This is a genomic window from Rhizobium sp. NZLR11 (assembly GCF_019685115.1).
Lineage (GTDB): Bacteria > Pseudomonadota > Alphaproteobacteria > Rhizobiales > Rhizobiaceae > Rhizobium.
Map to the genome: position 1 here is coordinate 13384 of NZ_JABDWD010000006.1, position 19292 is coordinate 32675.

A 19292-nucleotide genomic window follows, 5' to 3' on the forward strand; every position below is an offset into this window, starting at 1 on the left:
GGGCCATCAGCACCCGGCCGTAATTCGTCTTTGCTCGCCGCCGCAGCGGCCGCAAGGCCCGAGGTTCAGCCTTCGACATCCAGCGATTCGACCACGATATTGTGGTTGGTGTAGACGCAGATGTCGGCGGCGATTTCGAGAGCGCGGCGCGCGATCTCTTCGGCCGATTTGTCGGTATCCATCAGCGCGCGGGCGGCGGCTAAGGCAAAATTGCCGCCCGAGCCGATCGCCGTCGTGCCATGCTCGGGCTCGAGCACGTCGCCATTGCCGGTGATCGCCAGCGTGATCGACTTGTCGGCGACGAGCATCATGGCTTCGAGATTACGCAGGTATTTGTCGGTGCGCCAGTCTTTGGCAAGCTCGACGGCGGCACGCATCAGCTGACCGGGATATTGCTCCAGCTTCTTTTCAAGCCTTTCGAGCAGGGTAAAGGCATCGGCAGTGGCGCCGGCGAAACCGGCGACGACTTCACCCTTGCCGATGCGGCGCACCTTGCGGGCATTGCCCTTCATGACGGTCTGGCCGAGGCTCACCTGGCCGTCGCCGGCCATCACCACCTTGCCGCCTTTTCGAACTGTAATGATCGTTGTCATCAAACACCTGTCTGCCCACGACGCGGGCGTTTACGCGAGACCACACATTGGCCCTGTTGAGCCCTATGTAAGAGGGCCGGCGCCGTTTGCAAATGGGCCGGCTTTTCTCTTGCCCGGCTTCTGGATATTTGCCGATGCGCCTGATAAGGAACGGCCTTATTCCGATGGAGGGCCATATGGCCGAGACCGCAGCAAGCCGTACGGGCAGCGTTTCCCGCAAGACCAACGAAACCTCGATTTCCGTCTCCGTCAATCTCGACGGCACCGGCAAATCGAAGATTTCGACCGGCGTCGGCTTCTTCGACCATATGCTCGACCAGCTGTCGCGGCATTCCCTCATCGATATGGAGATCGAGGCCAAGGGCGACCTGCATATCGACGACCACCACACGGTCGAGGATACCGGCATCGCCATCGGCCAGGCGATCTCCAAGGCGCTCGGCGACAGGCGCGGCATCACGCGCTACGCTTCGATCGATCTCGCCATGGACGAGACGATGACCAAGGCCGCGGTCGATCTTTCCGGCCGGCCGTTCCTCGTCTGGAACGTTGCGTTCAGCGCGCCGAAGATCGGCACGTTCGACACCGAACTCGTTCGCGAATTCTTCCAGGCGCTTGCCCAGAATGCCGGCATCACCTTGCATATTCTCAATCATTATGGCGCCAACAACCACCATATTGCCGAGACATGCTTCAAGGCCGTTGCCCGCGCATTGCGCACGGCGACAGAGATCGATCCGAGACAGGCGGGCCGTGTTCCCTCGACCAAGGGCACGCTCGTCTGAGCCCTTCAAGGGAGCGGCGACAATGACATCAAGCTATATTTTCCTGACACCACCCGGCAGCACGAGCGCCGCGGTCAACGAGACGCGAACCATCCGCGACGGCTTCACGCTGCTCGGCTTTCTCTTTCCCTGGCTGTGGCTGCTGGCCCATCGGCTTTGGCTGCCTGCGGCCGCGGCCTTTCTGCTGCAGGGCCTCGGTGGTGCGCTGATGGAAGAGCCGGATCTCGGGCTGGCGGGAGCGGCCATCATGCTAGGTGTGAATGTGCTGGTCGGGCTCGAGGGCCAGAATTTGCGTATCCGCACCCTCGCCGCCAAAGGCTGGAACGAAGACGCACTCATAGCAGCCGATACGATCGGCATTGCCGAGCAGGTCTATTTTTCGGACAGGCCGGCCATCGCGAATAGCGATGACGCCGCGGCACCGGACTGGGACAACAAGACCCGGCCGAACAGCCCGCCTGGCCATGCCACATCGCTTGGCCTCTTTGGTTTTGATGGAGGACGCTGACGATGCGCGTCGCGATTATCGACTACGGCTCCGGTAACCTTCGCTCGGCGACCAAGGCTTTCGAGCGGGCCGCCCGCGAGGCAGGCATCAATGCGCATATCGATCTCACCGATAGGGCAGAGGATGTTGCCGCGGCCGATCGTATCGTGCTTCCCGGTGTCGGCGCTTATGCCGATTGCCGGCGCGGCCTCGATGCGGTGCCTGGAATGGCCGAGGTGTTGATCGAGGCTGTCGAGAAGAGGGCACGGCCGTTCCTCGGCATCTGCGTCGGCATGCAGCTGATGTCCTCGCGCGGCCTCGAGAAGACCGTGACGCATGGTTTTAACTGGATTGCCGGCGACGTCGTCGGGATGACGCCTGATGATCCTCAACTGAAGATCCCGCAGATCGGCTGGAACACGCTCGACCTGAAGCGCGACCATCCCCTCTTTGATGGTATCGCGACCGGCCCGGAGGGACTGCATGCCTATTTCGTGCACTCCTACCAGCTTGCCGCCGAAAACGACGACGACGTCATCGCGACCGTTGACTATGGTGGTGCAATGACCGCCGTCGTCGGGCGCGACAACATGGTGGGCGCCCAGTTTCACCCTGAAAAGAGCCAGAAGCTCGGGCTGGCGCTGATCACGAATTTCCTGCGCTGGAATCCGTGATACCTCCGCCTTATTTCCCCTTTAAGGAAACGGCGGGACAGGAGTGCGCTCGATGCCGGCGTCGCGGAAATCAGGCAAGGTAATCTACACGTTGCGGCCTTCCAGAGAGGGCCTGCCTGCCTTTTCTGATATCAAGCTTCCGGGCGGCACGATCATTCGCCGTGTCGATGAGGCCCTCCACAGGAAGGCGCTTTTCAATGCGACCAAGGCGCTGAAAGAAAGGCTGGACCGATGACCCACGAATTCCTTGCCGGCAACGAAAATTCGCAGCTGCGCGCCAACGGGATCAACGCCGGCGACGTCGCAGAGGCCGTGCTGGAATTCTATATCGAAGGCGAGGACGATCTGATCGGCTTGCTAGCCTACGCCCTCTACGAGCGACAGAAGCGTGATTTCGTTGTCAGCCATCGCAAGCGCAACGCCGGCCGTTCGCCCAATGAAGCCGAGCTTGCCGCCGTCACCAGCAATTATCTCTCGACCGACTTGCGCAATACGCTGCGCGACCGGGCCTCGCAGATCCTTTCGAGCTATGCCGAAACCTATGTGGAGGCGATGGAACCGGAGATCCGGCTGGCCGCCGTCAACAATGATGCGCTGCGAAAGATGCGTGACATCGAAAAATCGATGAAGCGGCGCCTCGGCTTCTGGCGCCAGGTCCGTGCCGGCTTTGTCGTCGCCCTGCTGCTGCTTCTGCTTTTCGGCGCGGCCACCTTTGCCGCTGTCTTTTTCCACTCGGATATCGTAGATGCGTGGAATGCGCTGATGGTACCGACCACTCTACGGACGTAAGACGACATGATCCTTTTTCCCGCGATCGACCTGAAGGGCGGCCAATGCGTCCGCCTGAAGCTCGGCGACATGCAGCAGGCGACGGTCTACAACACCGATCCGGCCGCCCAGGCGAGATCCTTCGAAGACCAGGGGTTCGAATGGTTGCACGTGGTCGATCTCGACGGCGCCTTTGCGGGGCATTCGGCCAATGGCGACGCCGTCGAGGCGATCCTGAAGGCGACGAAAAATCCGGTGCAGCTCGGCGGCGGCATCCGCACCCTCGATCATATCGAAGCGTGGCTGTCGCGCGGGCTGCGGCGCGTCATTCTCGGCACCGTCGCGGTCAGAAATCCTGATCTGGTCATCGAGGCCTGCCGGAAATTCCCGGGCCATGTCGCCGTCGGCATCGATGCCAAGGGCGGCAAGGTCGCCGTCGAGGGCTGGGCGGAGGCTTCCGAACTCGGGATCATCGAGCTCGCCAGGAAATTCGAGGGCGCCGGCGTCGCCGCGATCATCTACACCGATATCGACCGAGACGGCATCCTTGCCGGCATCAACTGGACCTCGACGCTGAAACTTGCCGACGCCGTCTCCATTCCCGTCATCGCCTCCGGCGGCCTTGCCTCTCTCGATGATGTCAGACGTATGTTGCAGCCCGATGCGCACAAGCTCGAGGGGGCGATTTCCGGCCGGGCGCTTTATGACGGCCGCATCGATCCCAAGGAAGCCCTGGCGCTGATCCGGGTGAACAGGGCAAAGGAGACCGCGTAAATGACCCTTAAAGCCCGTGTCATTCCCTGCCTCGACGTCAAGGACGGCCGCGTCGTCAAGGGCGTCAACTTTCTCAATCTCGTTGATGCCGGCGATCCGGTCGAAGCGGCGAAGGCCTATGATGCGGCCGGCGCCGATGAACTTTGCTTTCTCGACATCACTGCGTCCTCGGACAATCGCGAGACGATCTTCGATGTCGTGTCGCGCACAGCCGACCAATGCTTCATGCCGCTGACAGTCGGCGGCGGGGTGCGCACCATCGCTGATATCCGCAAGCTCTTGCTGTGCGGCGCCGACAAGGTCTCGATCAATTCGGCGGCGGTCAGCAATCCCGACTTCGTCGCTGAAGCGGCCGACAAGTTCGGCGACCAATGCATCGTCGTTTCGATCGACGCCAAGCGCAGGCGCACACGGGCGGTCGGCGGCGACAATCTCAGCGCCTGGGAAATCTATACGCATGGCGGCCGCAACGCGACGGGCCTCGACGCCGTCGAATTCGCCCAGAAGATGGTAGAGCGCGGCGCCGGCGAGCTGCTGGTCACCTCGATGGACCGCGACGGCACCAAGGTCGGCTACGATCTGGAACTGACGCGGGCGATCGCCGATGCGGTGCGTGTGCCGGTCATCGCGTCGGGCGGCGTCGGCGACCTCGACGATCTCGTCGCCGGGGTGAAGGAAGGCCATGCCAACGCGGTGCTCGCCGCCTCGATCTTCCACTTCGGTACCTATACCGTCGGCGAGGCGAAACACTATATGTCGAAGTGCGGCATCGACATGCGTCTGGACTGAACCTTGAAAGCGGACCTATGAGCGGATTTTCTCTTTCCGATCTCGAAAGCATCGTCGCAGAACGGTCGAAAGCCTCGCCAGAGCAATCCTGGACAGCGAAGCTCGTGGCCGCCGGTCAGCCGAAAGCGGCAAAGAAGCTCGGCGAGGAGGCGATCGAAGCCGTGATGGCGGCGGTGACCGGCGACCGCGATAATCTGACCTATGAAGCCGCCGATGTGCTCTATCACCTATTGGTCGTATTGAAGATTGCTGAAATACCGTTAGAGAATGTCATGGCCGAACTCGAGCGCCGAACCGCGCAGTCCGGCCTCAAGGAAAAGGCCGGCCGGCAGAGTTCATGAGTATCGCGACTGAGATCATCGGGGTGCCGGAAACGTTGGATCATTTCCAGTCGGACTCCTATTCGCCCTACCACTTCTTCTCTTCCGAACAATGGGCGAAATTCCGCGCCGATACGCCGCTGACGCTGACCAGCGACGAGGTCAAACGGCTGCGTTCGATGGGCGATCCGATCGATCTCGACGAGGTCCGGCGGATCTATCTGTCGCTGTCGCGGCTGCTGTCGGCGCATGTCGAATCTTCGCAGATGCTGTTCGAACAGCGCAACCGCTTCCTCAGCCTGTCCGATGTGACAAAGACGCCCTTTGTCATCGGCATCGCCGGCTCGGTCGCCGTGGGAAAATCGACCACGGCCCGTATCCTCAAGGAGCTCCTGGGGCGCTGGCCTTCCAGCCCCAAAGTCGATCTCGTTACTACCGACGGCTTCCTCCATCCGAACGCCGTGCTGCAGCGGAAAAAGCTGATGCAGCGCAAGGGTTTTCCGGAGAGTTACGACACGGCGGCGATCCTGCGCTTTCTCTCGGCGATCAAGGCCGGACAGCCGGATGTGAAGGCGCCTAGCTATTCGCACCTTGTCTACGACGTGCTGCCGGACGAATACAAAATTGTCGACCGGCCCGACATCCTGATCTTCGAGGGCATCAACGTGTTGCAATCGCGCGACCTGCCGGCCGGTGGCAAGATCGTGCCGATGGTCTCCGACTTCTTCGACTTCTCGATCTATATCGATGCCGCGGAAGACCAGATCCACAACTGGTACGTCGCACGTTTCATGCGGCTGCGCGAGACCGCCTTCCGCGATCCGAACTCCTATTTCCATCGCTACGCCTCGATCAGCGACGCGGAAGCGCTCGAAATCGCCGGGGATCTGTGGGCGAATATCAACCTGAAAAACCTGCGGCAGAACATCCTGCCGACGCGGCCGCGTGCCGATCTCATCCTGAAAAAGGGCAAGGATCATCTGATCGAGCAGGTCGCGCTGCGGAAACTATAGCAGGCGATCCTATGCTGATTGTCAGTTCGGGGGATTGACGCGGCGTAACGTCAGATTGATGCGCCCGCCATTCTTCAAGAGCGTCGAGGTCGCCGGATGAATGCGGTCGACGCCGTGGAAACAAAGTCTCCCCTCGCCGCCCAGAACGACCAGATCGCCGCTCGAAAGTTTGAAGGATAGCGTAGGATCATTGCGGTTGAGGCCGCCGACGCGGAAGAGGCAGCTGTTGCCGAGCGAGATCGAGACAACCGGCGCCTGCAGATCCCTCTCGTCCTTATCCTGATGCAGGCCCATGCGCGCGTCGTCGGCGTAAAAATTCACCAGACAGGCTTCGGGCGGTTTGTCGTAGCCGGCAACATCATTCCAGATATCAAGCAATTCCCGCGGCATGTCAGGCCAGCGCCTGCCGGTTGCCGAATGCGTCGGCTGATAGCGATAGCCGCGCTCCTTGTCGGTCACCCAGCCGAGCGGCCCGCAATTGGTCATGCGCACCGACATCGGCTTGCCGGTGCCGGGCATGACGGGCACATAAAGCGGCGCCTCAGTGACAATAGTGCGGATTACCTCGACCAATGCCTCCTGACGCGCCCGGTTGAGGTAGCCGGGGAGATGGCGAATGCCGCTCAAGAGCTCCGGCATGTCATTCGCCTCCGCTGCCGCCAGGGCGGCCACGCATTTTCTTGACTTCAGAACGGCCGGATTTTTCCTTCAGGCGGCGCTCGACCGAACCCTTGGTCGGCCTGGTCTTCTTGCGTGGTGGCGGCGGCGGCTTGGCGGCCTCCAGTAACAATTCCTTCAGCCGGTCGCGCGCATCCTCGCGGTTGCGGTCCTGGCTGCGAAACCGGCTCGCCTCGATCATCAGCACGCCTTCCTTCGAAAGGCGGCGGCCGGCAAGCTTGACCGCATTGGTTTTGACACGATCATTGAGGGACGGCGAATTCGGGATATTGAAAAACAGCTGGACCGCGGTCGAGACCTTGTTGACATTTTGCCCGCCGGGACCGCCCGCCAGAACGAACTGTTCCGTCAGCTCCCATCCGGCGATGGTGATTCTGTCGTCGATATAAAGTGCGTCGCTGGCCATGCGGCGTTCTATCTCACATCGGCGGCGAATTGAAAATATCGGCTGCAATCAAAGAAAACCCGGCGATCCTGCGATACCGGGTTTCACGTGAGTCAGAGAATTTTGTTGTTCTTATTCGGCGGCGACCTTTACGCCGGGGGCCGCATCGCGGACGCCGCCGTCGACGTGACCCTCGAACTTGGCGAAGTTGGCGATGAACATCGAGACCAGCTTTTCGGCCTGCACGTCATAGGCCGATTTGTCGGTCCAGGTCGAGCGCGGATCGAGAATGCTGCCGTCGACGCCGTTGACGGAGACCGGCACAGCGAAGCCGAAGTTGGTATCCGCACGGAACTCCACCCGGCCGAGTTCGCCGGTGAGAGCCGCAGCGAGAAGGGCACGCGTCGCCTTGATCGGCATGCGCTTGCCAGTGCCGTAAGCGCCGCCGGTCCAGCCGGTATTGACCAGCCAGCACTGGACGCCATGGCGGCCGATCAGCTCCTTGAGCAGATTGCCATATTCGGCCGGATGCCGCGGCATGAACGGGGCGCCAAAGCAGGTGGAGAAGGTCGCTTCCGGCTCAACCACACCCTTTTCGGTGCCAGCCACCTTGGCGGTATAGCCGGAGAGGAAGTGATACATCGCCTGATCAGGCGTCAAGCGAGCGATCGGCGGCATGACGCCGAAGGCATCGGCGGTCAGCATGATGATCGTCTTCGGATGCCCGGCCCGGCCGGTTTCCGAAGCGTTCGGGATGAAATCCATCGGATAGGCGCAACGGGTGTTCTCGGTCAGCGAGCCGTCATTGAAATCCGGCTCGCGGCCTTCGTTCAGAACGACGTTTTCGAGCACGGTGCCGAAGCGCTGCGTCGTCGCATAGATTTCCGGCTCGGCCTCGGCCGACAGACGGATGGTTTTGGCGTAGCAGCCGCCTTCGAAGTTGAAGATGCCGTTTTCACTCCAGCCGTGTTCGTCATCGCCGATCAATGTGCGGGCCGGATCGGCCGAAAGCGTCGTCTTGCCAGTGCCGGAAAGGCCGAAGAACACCGCGGCGTCACCGTTCGGACCGACATTGGCCGAGCAGTGCATCGGCATCACGCCCTTGGCCGGCAGCAGGTAGTTGAGCACGGTGAAGACCGATTTCTTCATTTCGCCGGCATAGGAGGTACCGCCGATCAGAACGAGACCGTTGGTCAGGTCGCAGGCAATCACCGTTTCCGAACGGCAGCCGTGGCGGGCCGGATCGGCCTTGAAGCTCGGCAGATCGATGATCGTCAGTTTCGGCGCGAAGCTGGGCAGCGCTGCGGCATCGGGGCGGATCAGCAGATTGCGGATGAACAGCGAATGCCAGGCAAACTCGGTGACGACCCTTGTCGGCAGAGCATGGCCTTCCTCGGCGCCGCCGACGAGATCCTGGACGAACAGGTCCCTACCCGCGGCGTGCGCCAGCATATCCTCGCGCAGCAGGGCGAAATGTTCCGGCGAGATCGGCTTATTGTTGTCCCACCAGATTTCGCTGTCGGTATTGCTGTCGCGAACGACGAACTTGTCGCGCGGCGAACGGCCGGTGTGCTGGCCGGTGATAGCCCGCAGCGCACCCTGAGCAGTCAGTTCGGCTTCGCCCCGGCGGATCGCTTCTTCATAGAGCGCGGCGGCAGAAAAGTTGTAGCGAACGCTGGCTGCGCCGCCCAATCCAACCGTTGCCAGCTCTGTTGCCGGGTTATGAACTCCGAACATTTCCATGGCTAATTCCCTTCGCTCAGGCTCGGTGCCGTTTAACTAAGCGCGAAAATACGGGCAGGATTTTTAAAACACAAGACGCTAAATTTGATAAAATGTAGTAATATCAGATATTTAATCGATTTAAATTTATTGCTTCTATTTTAAATCGTTTTAAAGACCGCGTTGAAACATTTTGCCGCACTACTCCAGATTGCTGGAGAATTTCACGACAATCTTTCCCTTTATCTTTGCCACAATTTGTTCCACCTTTATCCTCCATAAGCGCATCCGGTCACTGAGACCGCCTGGGGAGAGCAAATCCGGGAGATTGCGCACTGATGACGGAGACCAACACCATGCCGACAATCGCGCTCGTTGATGACGACCGCAACATCCTCACCTCGGTGTCGATCGCGCTGGAGGCCGAAGGATACAAGGTCGAGACTTATACGGATGGAGCTTCGGCGCTCGACGGCCTTCTGGCGCGGCCACCGCAGCTGGCGATCTTCGACATCAAGATGCCGCGCATGGACGGCATGGAATTGCTGCGCCGTCTGCGGCAGAAGTCGGATATTCCCGTCATCTTCCTCACCTCCAAGGATGAGGAGATCGATGAACTCTTCGGCCTGAAGATGGGCGCCGACGATTTCATCACCAAGCCTTTTTCGCAGCGCCTGCTGGTCGAGCGCGTCCGCGCCGTGTTGCGCCGCGCCTCAAGCCGTGAAGCCGCAGCCGCCGGCACCAGCCCCGCCGGCGCGCCGAAGAACGGCGCTGTGCAGCAGGCCCGATCGCTGGAGCGCGGGCAACTGGTCATGGACCAGGAACGCCATACCTGCACCTGGAAGGGTGAGGCCGTGACCCTGACGGTGACCGAATTTCTGATCCTGCATTCGCTGGCGCAGCGCCCCGGCGTCGTCAAAAGCCGCGACGCGCTGATGGACGCCGCCTATGACGAACAGGTCTATGTCGACGACCGGACCATCGACAGCCACATCAAGCGGCTGCGCAAGAAATTCAAGATGGTCGACAACGACTTTGATATGATTGAAACGCTCTACGGAGTGGGATACCGCTTCCGCGAAGCGGCCTGAGCCCACGCGGCGCAGGGCGACTGCATAATTCCCTAGACAGAGTTATGCAGCAGTTCAAAGTGTTACAGCCTCCTTTGCGCGTCTGAAAAGACGCGCGGCGCTGTCGGAATTGTTGAGGGCTGCGGGCCGATTTATCCGGCCCCGCCCTTCGAAAGGGCCTGTCGTTGGCACAGTTGGTGCAGGAAAGGGATCTCGACGATGCGGAGGGCGTGAGCGCCCCTCGCGTCAAGGGCCGCCGTTGGTCGCATCCCTTCACGCTGATACGCCGTATCTTCGGCAATGCCGTGTTTTCGAGCCTGACGCGGCGCATCCTGTTCTTCAATCTCGTCGCGCTGGTAGTGCTTGTCTGCGGTATCCTCTACCTCAACCAATTTCGCGAGGGACTGATCGATGCCCGCGCCGAGAGCCTGTTGACGCAGGGCGAAATCATCGCCGGCGCTATTTCGGCTTCCGCATCGGTCGATACCAACTCGATCACCATCGATCCGCAAAAGCTGCTGGAGCTGCAGGCCGGACAGAGCATCACCCCGGTGCCGAACGACGAGGACCTCGAATTCCCGATCGATCCCGAGAAGGTCGCGCCGGTTCTGCGCCGGCTGATCTCTCCGACGCGCACACGCGCCCGCATCTTCGATGCCGATGCCAATCTGCTGCTCGATTCGCGCCATCTTTATTCGCGCGGCCAGGTGCTGCGTTTTGACCTGCCGCCGGTCGAAGAGGAGAAGCAGACCTGGAGCGAGTGGTTCGCGACCCTGTTCAACAAGGCGCTGCAGCCCGGCAACCTGCCGCTCTACAAGGAAGCGCCGGGCGGTGACGGCTCGATCTATCCAGAGGTGATGAATGCACTCACCGGCGTGCGCGGCGCCGTCGTGCGCACGACCGAAAAAGGCGAGCTCATCGTTTCCGTCGCCGTGCCGATCCAGCGTTTCCGCGCCGTGCTCGGGGTGCTGTTGCTGTCGACACAGGCTGGCGATATCGACAATATCGTGCATGCCGAGCGGCTTGCCATCATGCGCGTCTTCGGTGTCGCGACGCTCGTCAACGTTCTGCTTTCGCTGGTGCTCTCGTCGACGATCGCCAATCCGCTGCGCCGCCTTTCGGCCGCCGCCATCCGGGTGCGGCGCGGCGCCAAGGCGCGCGAGGAAATTCCTGACTTTTCTGCCCGTCAGGATGAAATCGGCAATCTTTCCATTGCATTGCGCCAGATGACGACAGCGCTCTACGACCGCATCGATGCGATCGAGAGTTTCGCGGCCGATGTCAGCCACGAGCTCAAGAATCCGCTGACTTCGCTACGCAGCGCCGTCGAAACGCTGCCGCTTGCCAAATCCGACGATTCCAAGAAGCGGTTGATGGACGTCATCCAGCACGATGTCCGCCGCCTCGACCGGCTGATCAGCGATATCTCCGACGCCTCCCGCCTCGATGCCGAACTCGCTCGTGTCGATGCCGGTTCCGTCGACATGGAAATGCTGTTGCGCGACCTCATCGAGGTTTCGCGCCAGGTCAGGAGCACCAAGAAGCAGGTGGAGATCGAATATGCGATCGAACGCAAGCCGAACGTCAAGACGCGCTTCGTCGTCAACGGCCACGATCTGCGCATCGGCCAGATCATCGCCAACCTGATCGAGAACGCCCGCTCCTTCGTACCGGAAAAGGGTGGAAAGATTACCGTGCGGCTGGTGCGGACACGGTCGCGCTGCGTCACCACGATCGAAGACAACGGACCCGGCATCCAGGCCGAAAATATCGACCGCATCTTCGAGCGCTTCTATACGGATCGACCGGAATCGGAAGGTTTCGGCCAGAATTCGGGGCTCGGCCTGTCGATCAGCCGCCAGATCGCCGAAGCCCATGGCGGCTCGCTGAGAGCAGAGAACATCACCGATGCCGAAGGCGGACAGGTGCTCGGGGCCCGCTTTATCCTCGCTCTGCCTGTCGGCGCCGCCGCATGACGACGGCTCCGAACATCCATGCGACGGCGATCATCGTCGGCAGAACGGGGCTGCTGTTCAGCGGACCTTCCGGCTGGGGAAAATCAATGCTGGCCTTCACCTGCATGACCGAGGCACGCCGGCTCGGGCTGTTCACGGCGCTGGTCGCCGACGACCAGGTTCTTTTGTCTGAAGAGGCCGGCACGGTGATCGCGGCATGTCCGCCGTCGATCGCCGGGCTGATCGAACTTCGCGGCACCGGCATCGTCCGGCAAGATCATATTCCACGGGCGCCGATGCACTACGCCGTGCTTCCGGGCAGCGCCACTGGTGAGGAGCGCGTGCCCCCCGAAGGCGAAATCGTCAGCCTCGCAGCCGGTCTTTCGCTTCCCGCATTGCGGTTGCTCACTGGCGTTTCGTCACCCCTTGCAATCCTGATGGCGAAAGCACCCGATATCGGGCATTGAAGCCTTCCGGATTGATCAATCTGCCTTATATATTCGCATTTTTATCTTGCACTTCGGCTTTTCATGGCCAAGATGTGCCCCCACCGGTGGACGTAATTGCTGCATTGCGATATTGGGGCCACCGTTGGCGTATATGGGAGCAGTAATATCATGATCGGACTTGTGCTTGTCACTCATGGCAAGCTGGCTGAAGAGTTTCGTCATGCTGTCGAGCACGTCGTCGGTCCTCAGAAATTCATCGAGACGGTCTGTATTGGCCCCGAAGACGACATGGATCAAAGACGGCAGGACATTCTCGAAGCTGTTTCCGGTGCCGATGATGGCCATGGCGTCGTCATTCTGACCGACATGTTCGGCGGCACGCCGTCCAATCTTGCCATATCCGTCATGAGCAGCGGCCATACCGAGGTCATTGCCGGCGTCAACCTGCCGATGCTGATAAAGCTCGCCGGCGTGCGTGGCGAGAACAACATGGAGAAGGCGCTGGTGGAGGCTTCCGAAGCCGGGCGGAAATATATCAATGTCGCGAGCCGCGTGCTTAGCGGAAAATAACGGCCCTCCATGACATCGCTATCCCGAGAACTCCTGATTATCAACAAGCGCGGTCTCCACGCCCGCGCCTCGGCCAAATTCGTGCAAATGGTCGAGACCTTCGATGCCGCCATCACCGTTTCCAAGGACGGAATGACGGTCGGCGGCACCTCTATCATGGGCCTGATGATGCTTGCGGCCAGCCCCGGCTCGAGCGTCGTCGTCTCGGCAAGCGGCAGCCAGGCCGAGCAAGCGCTGGAGGCCCTGGACCAGCTGATCCAGAACCGGTTCGGCGAAGAGATGTGATCGCCAACAGCGATCATATAAACATATAAAGACTTCTTTATATCCTTATTGCCTTCCCATTCGAAGCCTGCTAAACGGCGGATATGCCGTGCGCTAAAGTGCGATGCATCGAACTTGCTTCATGCGGACGCGCTTAGCTCTCTGTCCTTGTGCATGTCGTTATCCCGGAGCCACTGCACACGTCCGGGCGATATACATGAACACGCGGCCCATCCGTCGCGCGGCCATCTTCGCGCCTGCGCCAATTTTTGAGACGTTTTTCAGCCTGGAGACCCCTATGAGCACTGAAAAAGATTATGTCGTCGCCGATCTCGGGCTTGCGGATTTCGGCCGCAAGGAAATTACGATCGCCGAAACCGAAATGCCGGGGCTGATGTCCTGCCGCACCGAATTCGGCCAGGCAAAGCCGCTGAAGGGCGCGCGCATCACCGGCTCGCTGCACATGACCATCCAGACGGCCGTGCTCATCGAGACGCTGGTGGCGCTCGGTGCCGAAGTCCGCTGGGCCTCGTGCAACATCTTCTCGACGCAGGATCATGCCGCTGCCGCGATCGCCGCCGCCGGCGTGCCTGTCTTCGCCATCAAGGGCGAGTCACTTGAGGATTACTGGGTCTATACCGACAAGATCTTCCAGTGGGCCGATGGCGGCCTTTCCAACATGATCCTCGATGACGGCGGCGATGCAACCATGTACATCCTGCTCGGCGCCCGCGCCGAAGCCGGTGAAGATGTGCTGTCGCATCCGCATTCCGAGGAAGAGGAAATCCTCTTCGCACAGATCAAGAAGCGCCTTGCCGCCTCTCCGGGTTGGTTCACCAAGCAGCGCGACGCGATCAAGGGCGTCACCGAGGAAACGACGACAGGCGTCAACCGCCTCTATCAGCTCAGCCAGAAGGGCCTGCTGCCCTTCCCGGCGATCAACGTCAACGACTCGGTCACCAAGTCGAAGTTCGACAACAAGTACGGCTGCAAGGAATCGCTGGTCGACGGCATCCGCCGCGGCACCGACGTGATGATGGCCGGCAAGGTTGCCGTCGTCTGCGGCTACGGCGACGTCGGCAAGGGTTCTGCCGCTTCGCTTTCCGGCGCCGGCGCCCGCGTCAAGGTGACCGAAGCCGATCCGATCTGCGCATTGCAGGCTGCGATGGACGGTTATGAAGTCGTGCTGCTCGAGGACGTCGTTTCCTCTGCCGATCTCTTCATCACCACCACGGGCAACAAGGACGTCATCCGCATCGACCACATGCGTCAGATGAAGGACATGGCGATCGTCGGCAATATCGGCCACTTCGACAACGAAATCGAAGTCGCCGCGCTGCGCAATCTCAAGTGGACCAACGTCAAGCCGCAGGTCGACCTGATCGAATTCCCCAAGGGCAACCGCATCATCCTTCTTTCCGAAGGCCGTCTGCTCAACCTTGGCAACGCCACCGGTCACCCGTCCTTCGTGATGTCGGCTTCCTTCACCAACCAGACACTGGCGCAGATCGAGCTCTTCACCAAGCCCGACCAGTATTCCAACCAGGTCTATATCCTGCCGAAGCATCTCGATGAGAAGGTCGCACGCCTGCATCTCGACAAGCTCGGCGTGAAGCTGACTGAGCTTTCCGAGGAGCAAGCTGCCTATATCGGCGTCTCGCCCAAGGGTCCGTTCAAGGCCGACCACTACAGATATTGATCTTATCGTTAATATCCACAAGATGTAGAAGCCGCGGCATTGACAACTGCCGCGGCTTATTTTTTGGGCGCTCCCTTCCCGCCGATTCCCATCCGAAGTATTGTTTTAAGACTTGATTCGTGGCGCCGGACCCTGTCCGACCGCTCCGAAAATGGGATGTCTTGTCGTAATGCGGCACATTGAAGGACGGAGACATACCGCGGATGTCGGAAATGAAAAGCAGCCTGCCCGGTCAGGCGGATGACGGCGTTCGCGCCGGCCGCCGCCCGCTGATGGCGGGCCAAGAGCACAAATCTGCAACGGCACACGAGGCCGCCAAGCAAGAGCATGGATCATTGGCGCGCTTTCTGAAAGCTTGCGCGGCCGGCACGGCGCTTGCGGCGCTGGCGCGGCCGGTTCTGGCACAGACAGAGCAACAGGCGGCAGCCTCGGCTCACCTCTTCACATCCTCGCAGGTCGTCGGCGTTTCCGTGGTCATCGGCGTCATATCGGCAGCACTGCTTTCGACGCTGTGGCTGGTGCGCCAGCGCGGCAATCTGGAAAGTGAGAGCCGGGAAATCCGCTCGGCGCTTTCCGATGCCCAGCAGCGCATTTCGCAATACCAGGCTTTGATCGCCGACAAGAACCGGCGGATCGTCATCTGGGACGGCAATGCGCGCCCCGAACTGCTCGGCCAGCTTCCGCCCGAAACCGGCGCACCGCAGGACGGTGAGTTCCTGGCCTTCGGCCTCTGGCTGAAGTCCCGCTCGGCCTCCGAGCTGGAAAAGGCGATCGACCGGCTGCGCGACGGAGCACAGAGTTTCGACATGGTGGTCGAAACCATCCGCGACGAAATCCTCGAGGCGCAGGGCCGGGTTTCCGGCGGGCGCGCCTTCGTCCGTTTCGTGGCGCTTAACAATCTGCGCGCCGAGCTGGCAGAGCTCAGGATCGAGCGCGACCGGCTGATGACGTCGATCTCGGCCTTCCAGACCATGCTTGACGCGATCGACATGCCGGCCTGGCAACGCGACCCGGCGGGTCTGCTGACCTGGGTCAACCAGGCTTATGGCGAGGCGGTCGAAGCGCGATCGCCGCAGCAGGCGATCAATGAAGGCCGCGAAATGCTGACGACCGTGGCGCGCGAACGTATTCGCGCGGCGACGACGCCGGAATCACCCTTCCACGACACGATCTCGACGGTCGTGCGCGGCAACCGCACATTCTTCGACGTCGTCGACGTCAGGCTGCCCAGCGGCTCGGCCGGTATTGCGATCGACGTGTCCGACATAGAGGCGGTGCGTGCCGAGCTGGAACGGACGCTCAAGAGCCACGCCGAAACCCTCGACCATCTCGCCACGCCCGTTGCCATCTTCGACGGCGACCGCCGCCTGCAATTCTATAACCAGGCTTTCGTCGCGCTCTGGGAGCTGGATATCGCCTTCCTCGAAGGCCGGCCGGACAATAGCGAGCTGCTCGAGCGGCTGCGGGCTGCCAAGAAGCTGCCGGACCAGCTCAACTGGAAAAGCTGGAAGGAAGCAGCCCTTTCCGTCTATCGCGCGCTCGACACGCAATCCGATCTCTGGCACCTGCCGAACGGGCAGACATTGCGCGTCTTCGCGACCGCCCATCCGCAGGGTGGGGCCACCTGGGTGTTCGAAAACCTGACCGAGCAGGTCGATCTCGAAACGCGCTACAACACACTGGTCAAGGTGCAGGGCGAAACGATCGACCATCTTTCCGAAGGTGTGGCGGTGTTCGGCCCGGATGGACGCATCCGCCTGTCGAACCCGGCCTTCCGCGCACTCTGGGGAATCACCGAAACCGAAGCCAAGCCCGGCACGCATATCCGCGGACTGGGCGAGGCCTGCGCGCCGTCCTATGACCGGCCGGACGGCTGGAAGGCGTTCGCGGAACTGATCACCAGCTTCGACGACGAACGCCGCTCGGGCCAGGGGACGCTGGAACTCTTCTCCGGCCTCGTGCTCGACTTTGCCGTCATCCCGCTGCCGAACGCGCAGACCATGCTGACCTTCGTCAATATGACGGACAGCGTGCGTGCCGAGCGGGCGCTAACCGAGAAGAACGAAGCGCTGCGCAAGGCCGACGAGCTGAAGAACGACTTCGTCCAGCATGTGTCTTACGAGCTGCGCTCGCCGCTGACCAATATCATCGGCTTCACCGATCTACTGCGGACGCAGGGCGTCGGGCCGCTGAACGAACGGCAGGCCGAATATATCGACCACATCTCGACCTCGTCCTCCGTTCTGCTGACGCTCGTCAACGATATCCTCGACCTTACGACCGTCGATGCCGGCATCATGCGCCTCAACTATGCGGATATCGATCTCAACGATCTGCTCGACGACGTCTCGATGCAGATCGCCGATCGCCTGCACGAAAGCGGCGTCGCGCTCGAAATCACCGCGCCGGCCTATCTCGGCTCGATCGTCGCCGATCCGCAGCGGCTGAAGCAGATCCTTCTGAAGCTGCTTTCCAACGCAGCGAATTTTTCGCCGGAAGGCACCTCGATCGCGCTGGAGTGCCATCGCGAAGGCACGGATTTCGTCTTCTCCGTCAGCGATCGCGGCCCCGGCATCTCGCCTGACATGATCGCTACCGTCTTCGACCGGTTTGCGACCGGTGCGAAAAGCGGCAAACGCGGCGGCGCCGGCCTCGGCCTTTCGATCGTCGACAGCTTCGTCACTCTGCATCATGGCGACGTGACGATCGACAGCGAGCCGGGCAAGGGCACCACCGTCGTCTGCCGTATCCCCTCGATCAATGTCCCGCATACCGCGGCTGCCGAATGACGACCAGCGATACGATCTCGCTTTTTCTGAAAGACGAGGCGGCTACATCTCGACTGGGTGAAGACCTGGCGCTGGCCTTGAAAGCCGGCGATTGCCTCGCCCTTTCCGGCGATCTCGGCGCGGGGAAATCCTCGCTGGCACGGGCGATCCTGCGCGCCATGGCCGATGACGAGGGGCTCGAGGTCCCGAGCCCGACCTTCACCCTGGTGCAATCCTACGATCTGCGCCTCCCGGTTTCGCACTTCGATCTCTACCGGCTCGGCAATCCCGCCGAATTGACCGAACTCGGCTTCGATGAAGCCCTGGAGAACGGGATCTGCCTCGTCGAATGGCCTGAGATGGCTGAGGGCGAACTACCGGCCGAGCACATCACGCTGAGGCTCGCACATGAAGGCAGCGGCCGCCGAGCAACAATCAAAGCCGCCGGCGCACACGCCTTCCGCATCCATCGTGTCCTGGCGATCCGCGATTTCCTCGACAAAGCCGGCTATCCCGAAGTCAAACGCCGCTTCCTGACCGGCGATGCGTCGTTGCGCGCCTATGAAGCGATCTATCCGAACGCTGCTCAACGAAAAATACTGATGGATTGGCGCCCGCATCCCGAGGGACCGCCCGTCTATGACGGCAAGCCGTATCCCAAGGTCGCGCATCTCGCACAGAATGCCTATCCTTTCGTCGCGATCGCCAATGTGTTGCGCGAGCGGGGATTTGCGACGCCGGAGATCTATCAGGTCGACTATGAACAGGGCATCCTGCTGATCGAGGATCTCGGCACCGAGGGCGTGCTCGATGACGACGGACGGCCGGTCACCGAACGTTACCGGCAAAGCGTCGCCTGCCTTGCCCATCTTCATTCCATGCAGATTCCGCAGGATATCCCGGTTTCCGCGATACATACGCATCACATTCCGGACTTCGATCGCACGGCAATGAAGATGGAAGTGCAGCTTGTGCTCGATTGGCATATTGCCTGGAAGCGCGGTACAGCACCCACGGATGCCGAACGTGCGGACTATCTGGCGATCTGGGACTCGCTGATCGACGAGCTCGCGGCGGCCGAGAAGAACCTGTTGCTGCGCGACTTCCATTCGCCTAATATCATCTGGCGCGAAGAGGAAAGCGGTATTGGCAAGGTGGGCCTTATCGATTTCCAGGACGCGATGATCGGCCCCACCGCCTATGATCTCGCCTCGATCGTTCAGGATGCGCGAGTGACAATCGAACCGGATCTCTTCCGGCAGCTGATGGACGATTATCTCGCCCTTCGCCGAGGCCAGGGCGGCTTCGACGAAGCCGGATTCATGAAGGCCTGGTCCATCATGTCGGCGCAACGTAATTGCAAGCTTGCCGGTCTCTGGGTGCGGCTGCTGCAGCGTGACGGCAAGCCCGGCTATCTCAAACATATGCCGCGAACGCTCACCTATCTGCAGGTCGCACTCGAGCATGAAGCGCTTGCCCCCTTGCGCGATTGGTGCGCAAGGGCTGGAATAGGCCAACGCGAATCATAA

General features: G+C 61.1%; 22 protein-coding genes. 17 read left to right on the plus strand and 5 right to left on the minus strand.

Going from position 1 to position 19292, the window contains the following annotated elements:
- Positions 1 to 65: 65 nt before the first annotated feature.
- Positions 66 to 593 (minus strand): ATP-dependent protease subunit HslV, encoded by a 528-nt coding sequence (hslV, locus tag HJB83_RS12140; protein WP_164015464.1) that lies wholly within the window; start codon positions 591 to 593, stop codon positions 66 to 68.
- Between the two features lie 176 nt (positions 594 to 769).
- Between hslV and hisB the strand changes: the two genes are divergently transcribed.
- Genes hisB through coaA form a run of 9 tightly spaced genes read left to right on the plus strand, consistent with a single transcriptional unit; the run spans position 770 to position 6203 of the window.
- A complete protein-coding gene (gene hisB / locus HJB83_RS12145) occupies positions 770 to 1378 on the plus strand; it encodes an imidazoleglycerol-phosphate dehydratase HisB (protein ID WP_003583306.1) in 609 nt (202 codons plus the stop codon).
- Positions 1379 to 1400: 22 nt separating this feature from the next.
- Positions 1401 to 1886 (plus strand): DUF2628 domain-containing protein, encoded by a 486-nt coding sequence (locus HJB83_RS12150; RefSeq protein WP_221131572.1) that lies wholly within the window; start codon positions 1401 to 1403, stop codon positions 1884 to 1886.
- A gap of 2 nt (positions 1887 to 1888) precedes the next feature.
- The gene (gene hisH / locus HJB83_RS12155) at positions 1889 to 2539 is read left to right on the plus strand and encodes an imidazole glycerol phosphate synthase subunit HisH (RefSeq protein ID WP_221131573.1); all 651 of its coding nucleotides are present in this window, start codon (positions 1889 to 1891) and stop codon (positions 2537 to 2539) included.
- A 52-nt stretch (positions 2540 to 2591) separates the two neighbouring features.
- Entirely contained in the window at positions 2592 to 2774 is a 183-nt protein-coding gene (locus tag HJB83_RS12160; RefSeq protein WP_221131574.1) for a hypothetical protein, read from the plus strand.
- On the plus strand, positions 2771 to 3328 hold the full coding sequence (locus HJB83_RS12165) for a hypothetical protein (RefSeq protein ID WP_221131575.1): 558 nt from the start codon (positions 2771 to 2773) through the stop codon (positions 3326 to 3328). Before HJB83_RS12160 ends, HJB83_RS12165 begins: the two co-directional genes overlap by 4 nt.
- Before the next feature lie 6 nt (positions 3329 to 3334).
- Positions 3335 to 4081: a 1-(5-phosphoribosyl)-5-[(5-phosphoribosylamino)methylideneamino]imidazole-4-carboxamide isomerase gene (gene hisA, locus HJB83_RS12170; RefSeq protein ID WP_221131576.1), complete on the plus strand. Its 747-nt coding sequence runs from the start codon at positions 3335 to 3337 to the stop codon at positions 4079 to 4081.
- Positions 4082 to 4870: an imidazole glycerol phosphate synthase subunit HisF gene (gene hisF, locus HJB83_RS12175; RefSeq protein ID WP_207582350.1), complete on the plus strand. Its 789-nt coding sequence runs from the start codon at positions 4082 to 4084 to the stop codon at positions 4868 to 4870. It begins immediately after the preceding gene.
- Between the two features lie 17 nt (positions 4871 to 4887).
- The gene (locus HJB83_RS12180; RefSeq protein ID WP_003571373.1) at positions 4888 to 5211 is read left to right on the plus strand and encodes a phosphoribosyl-ATP diphosphatase; all 324 of its coding nucleotides are present in this window, start codon (positions 4888 to 4890) and stop codon (positions 5209 to 5211) included.
- Positions 5208 to 6203 (plus strand): type I pantothenate kinase, encoded by a 996-nt coding sequence (coaA, locus tag HJB83_RS12185; RefSeq protein WP_207582349.1) that lies wholly within the window; start codon positions 5208 to 5210, stop codon positions 6201 to 6203. Before HJB83_RS12180 ends, coaA begins: the two co-directional genes overlap by 4 nt.
- A 21-nt stretch (positions 6204 to 6224) precedes the next feature.
- On the opposite strand, the gene HJB83_RS12190 is transcribed toward coaA, so the two are convergent.
- From HJB83_RS12190 to HJB83_RS12205, 4 genes are all read right to left on the minus strand, one after another.
- Positions 6225 to 6842 carry an alpha-ketoglutarate-dependent dioxygenase AlkB gene (locus HJB83_RS12190; protein ID WP_221131577.1) on the minus strand — a complete coding sequence of 206 codons (618 nt, stop codon included), beginning with the start codon at positions 6840 to 6842 and terminating at the stop codon, positions 6225 to 6227.
- A 1-nt stretch (position 6843) separates the two neighbouring features.
- Positions 6844 to 7287: an alternative ribosome rescue aminoacyl-tRNA hydrolase ArfB gene (arfB, locus tag HJB83_RS12195; RefSeq protein WP_207582347.1), complete on the minus strand. Its 444-nt coding sequence runs from the start codon at positions 7285 to 7287 to the stop codon at positions 6844 to 6846.
- 111 nt (positions 7288 to 7398) lie between these two features.
- Positions 7399 to 9009 carry a phosphoenolpyruvate carboxykinase gene (locus HJB83_RS12200; RefSeq protein WP_221131578.1) on the minus strand — a complete coding sequence of 537 codons (1611 nt, stop codon included), beginning with the start codon at positions 9007 to 9009 and terminating at the stop codon, positions 7399 to 7401.
- A gap of 103 nt (positions 9010 to 9112) precedes the next feature.
- Positions 9113 to 9268: a hypothetical protein gene (locus HJB83_RS12205; RefSeq protein ID WP_207582345.1), complete on the minus strand. Its 156-nt coding sequence runs from the start codon at positions 9266 to 9268 to the stop codon at positions 9113 to 9115.
- Positions 9269 to 9344: 76 nt separating this feature from the next.
- Here HJB83_RS12205 and HJB83_RS12210 point away from each other — a divergent pair, with 76 nt between their 5' ends.
- The 8 genes from HJB83_RS12210 to tsaE all read left to right on the plus strand — a co-directional run bounded on the left by HJB83_RS12210 (position 9345) and on the right by tsaE (position 19292).
- Entirely contained in the window at positions 9345 to 10079 is a 735-nt protein-coding gene (locus HJB83_RS12210; protein WP_007632058.1) for a response regulator transcription factor, read from the plus strand.
- Between the two features lie 164 nt (positions 10080 to 10243).
- A complete protein-coding gene (locus HJB83_RS12215; RefSeq protein ID WP_207582344.1) occupies positions 10244 to 12034 on the plus strand; it encodes a sensor histidine kinase in 1791 nt (596 codons plus the stop codon).
- Positions 12031 to 12480, plus strand: a complete 450-nt coding sequence (locus tag HJB83_RS12220; protein WP_207582343.1) for an HPr kinase/phosphorylase — start codon at positions 12031 to 12033, stop codon at positions 12478 to 12480. Before HJB83_RS12215 ends, HJB83_RS12220 begins: the two co-directional genes overlap by 4 nt.
- 150 nt (positions 12481 to 12630) lie before the next feature.
- On the plus strand, positions 12631 to 13032 hold the full coding sequence (locus HJB83_RS12225) for a PTS sugar transporter subunit IIA (RefSeq protein WP_003544139.1): 402 nt from the start codon (positions 12631 to 12633) through the stop codon (positions 13030 to 13032).
- Between the two features lie 9 nt (positions 13033 to 13041).
- A complete protein-coding gene (locus tag HJB83_RS12230) occupies positions 13042 to 13317 on the plus strand; it encodes an HPr family phosphocarrier protein (RefSeq protein WP_164015495.1) in 276 nt (91 codons plus the stop codon).
- A 277-nt stretch (positions 13318 to 13594) separates the two neighbouring features.
- Entirely contained in the window at positions 13595 to 14995 is a 1401-nt protein-coding gene (gene ahcY, locus HJB83_RS12235; protein WP_207582342.1) for an adenosylhomocysteinase, read from the plus strand.
- 203 nt (positions 14996 to 15198) lie between these two features.
- The gene (locus HJB83_RS12240) at positions 15199 to 17784 is read left to right on the plus strand and encodes a PAS domain-containing sensor histidine kinase (protein ID WP_207582341.1); all 2586 of its coding nucleotides are present in this window, start codon (positions 15199 to 15201) and stop codon (positions 17782 to 17784) included.
- A complete protein-coding gene (gene tsaE / locus HJB83_RS12245; RefSeq protein ID WP_221115376.1) occupies positions 17781 to 19292 on the plus strand; it encodes a tRNA (adenosine(37)-N6)-threonylcarbamoyltransferase complex ATPase subunit type 1 TsaE in 1512 nt (503 codons plus the stop codon). The genes HJB83_RS12240 and tsaE overlap by 4 nt, the downstream gene beginning before the upstream one ends.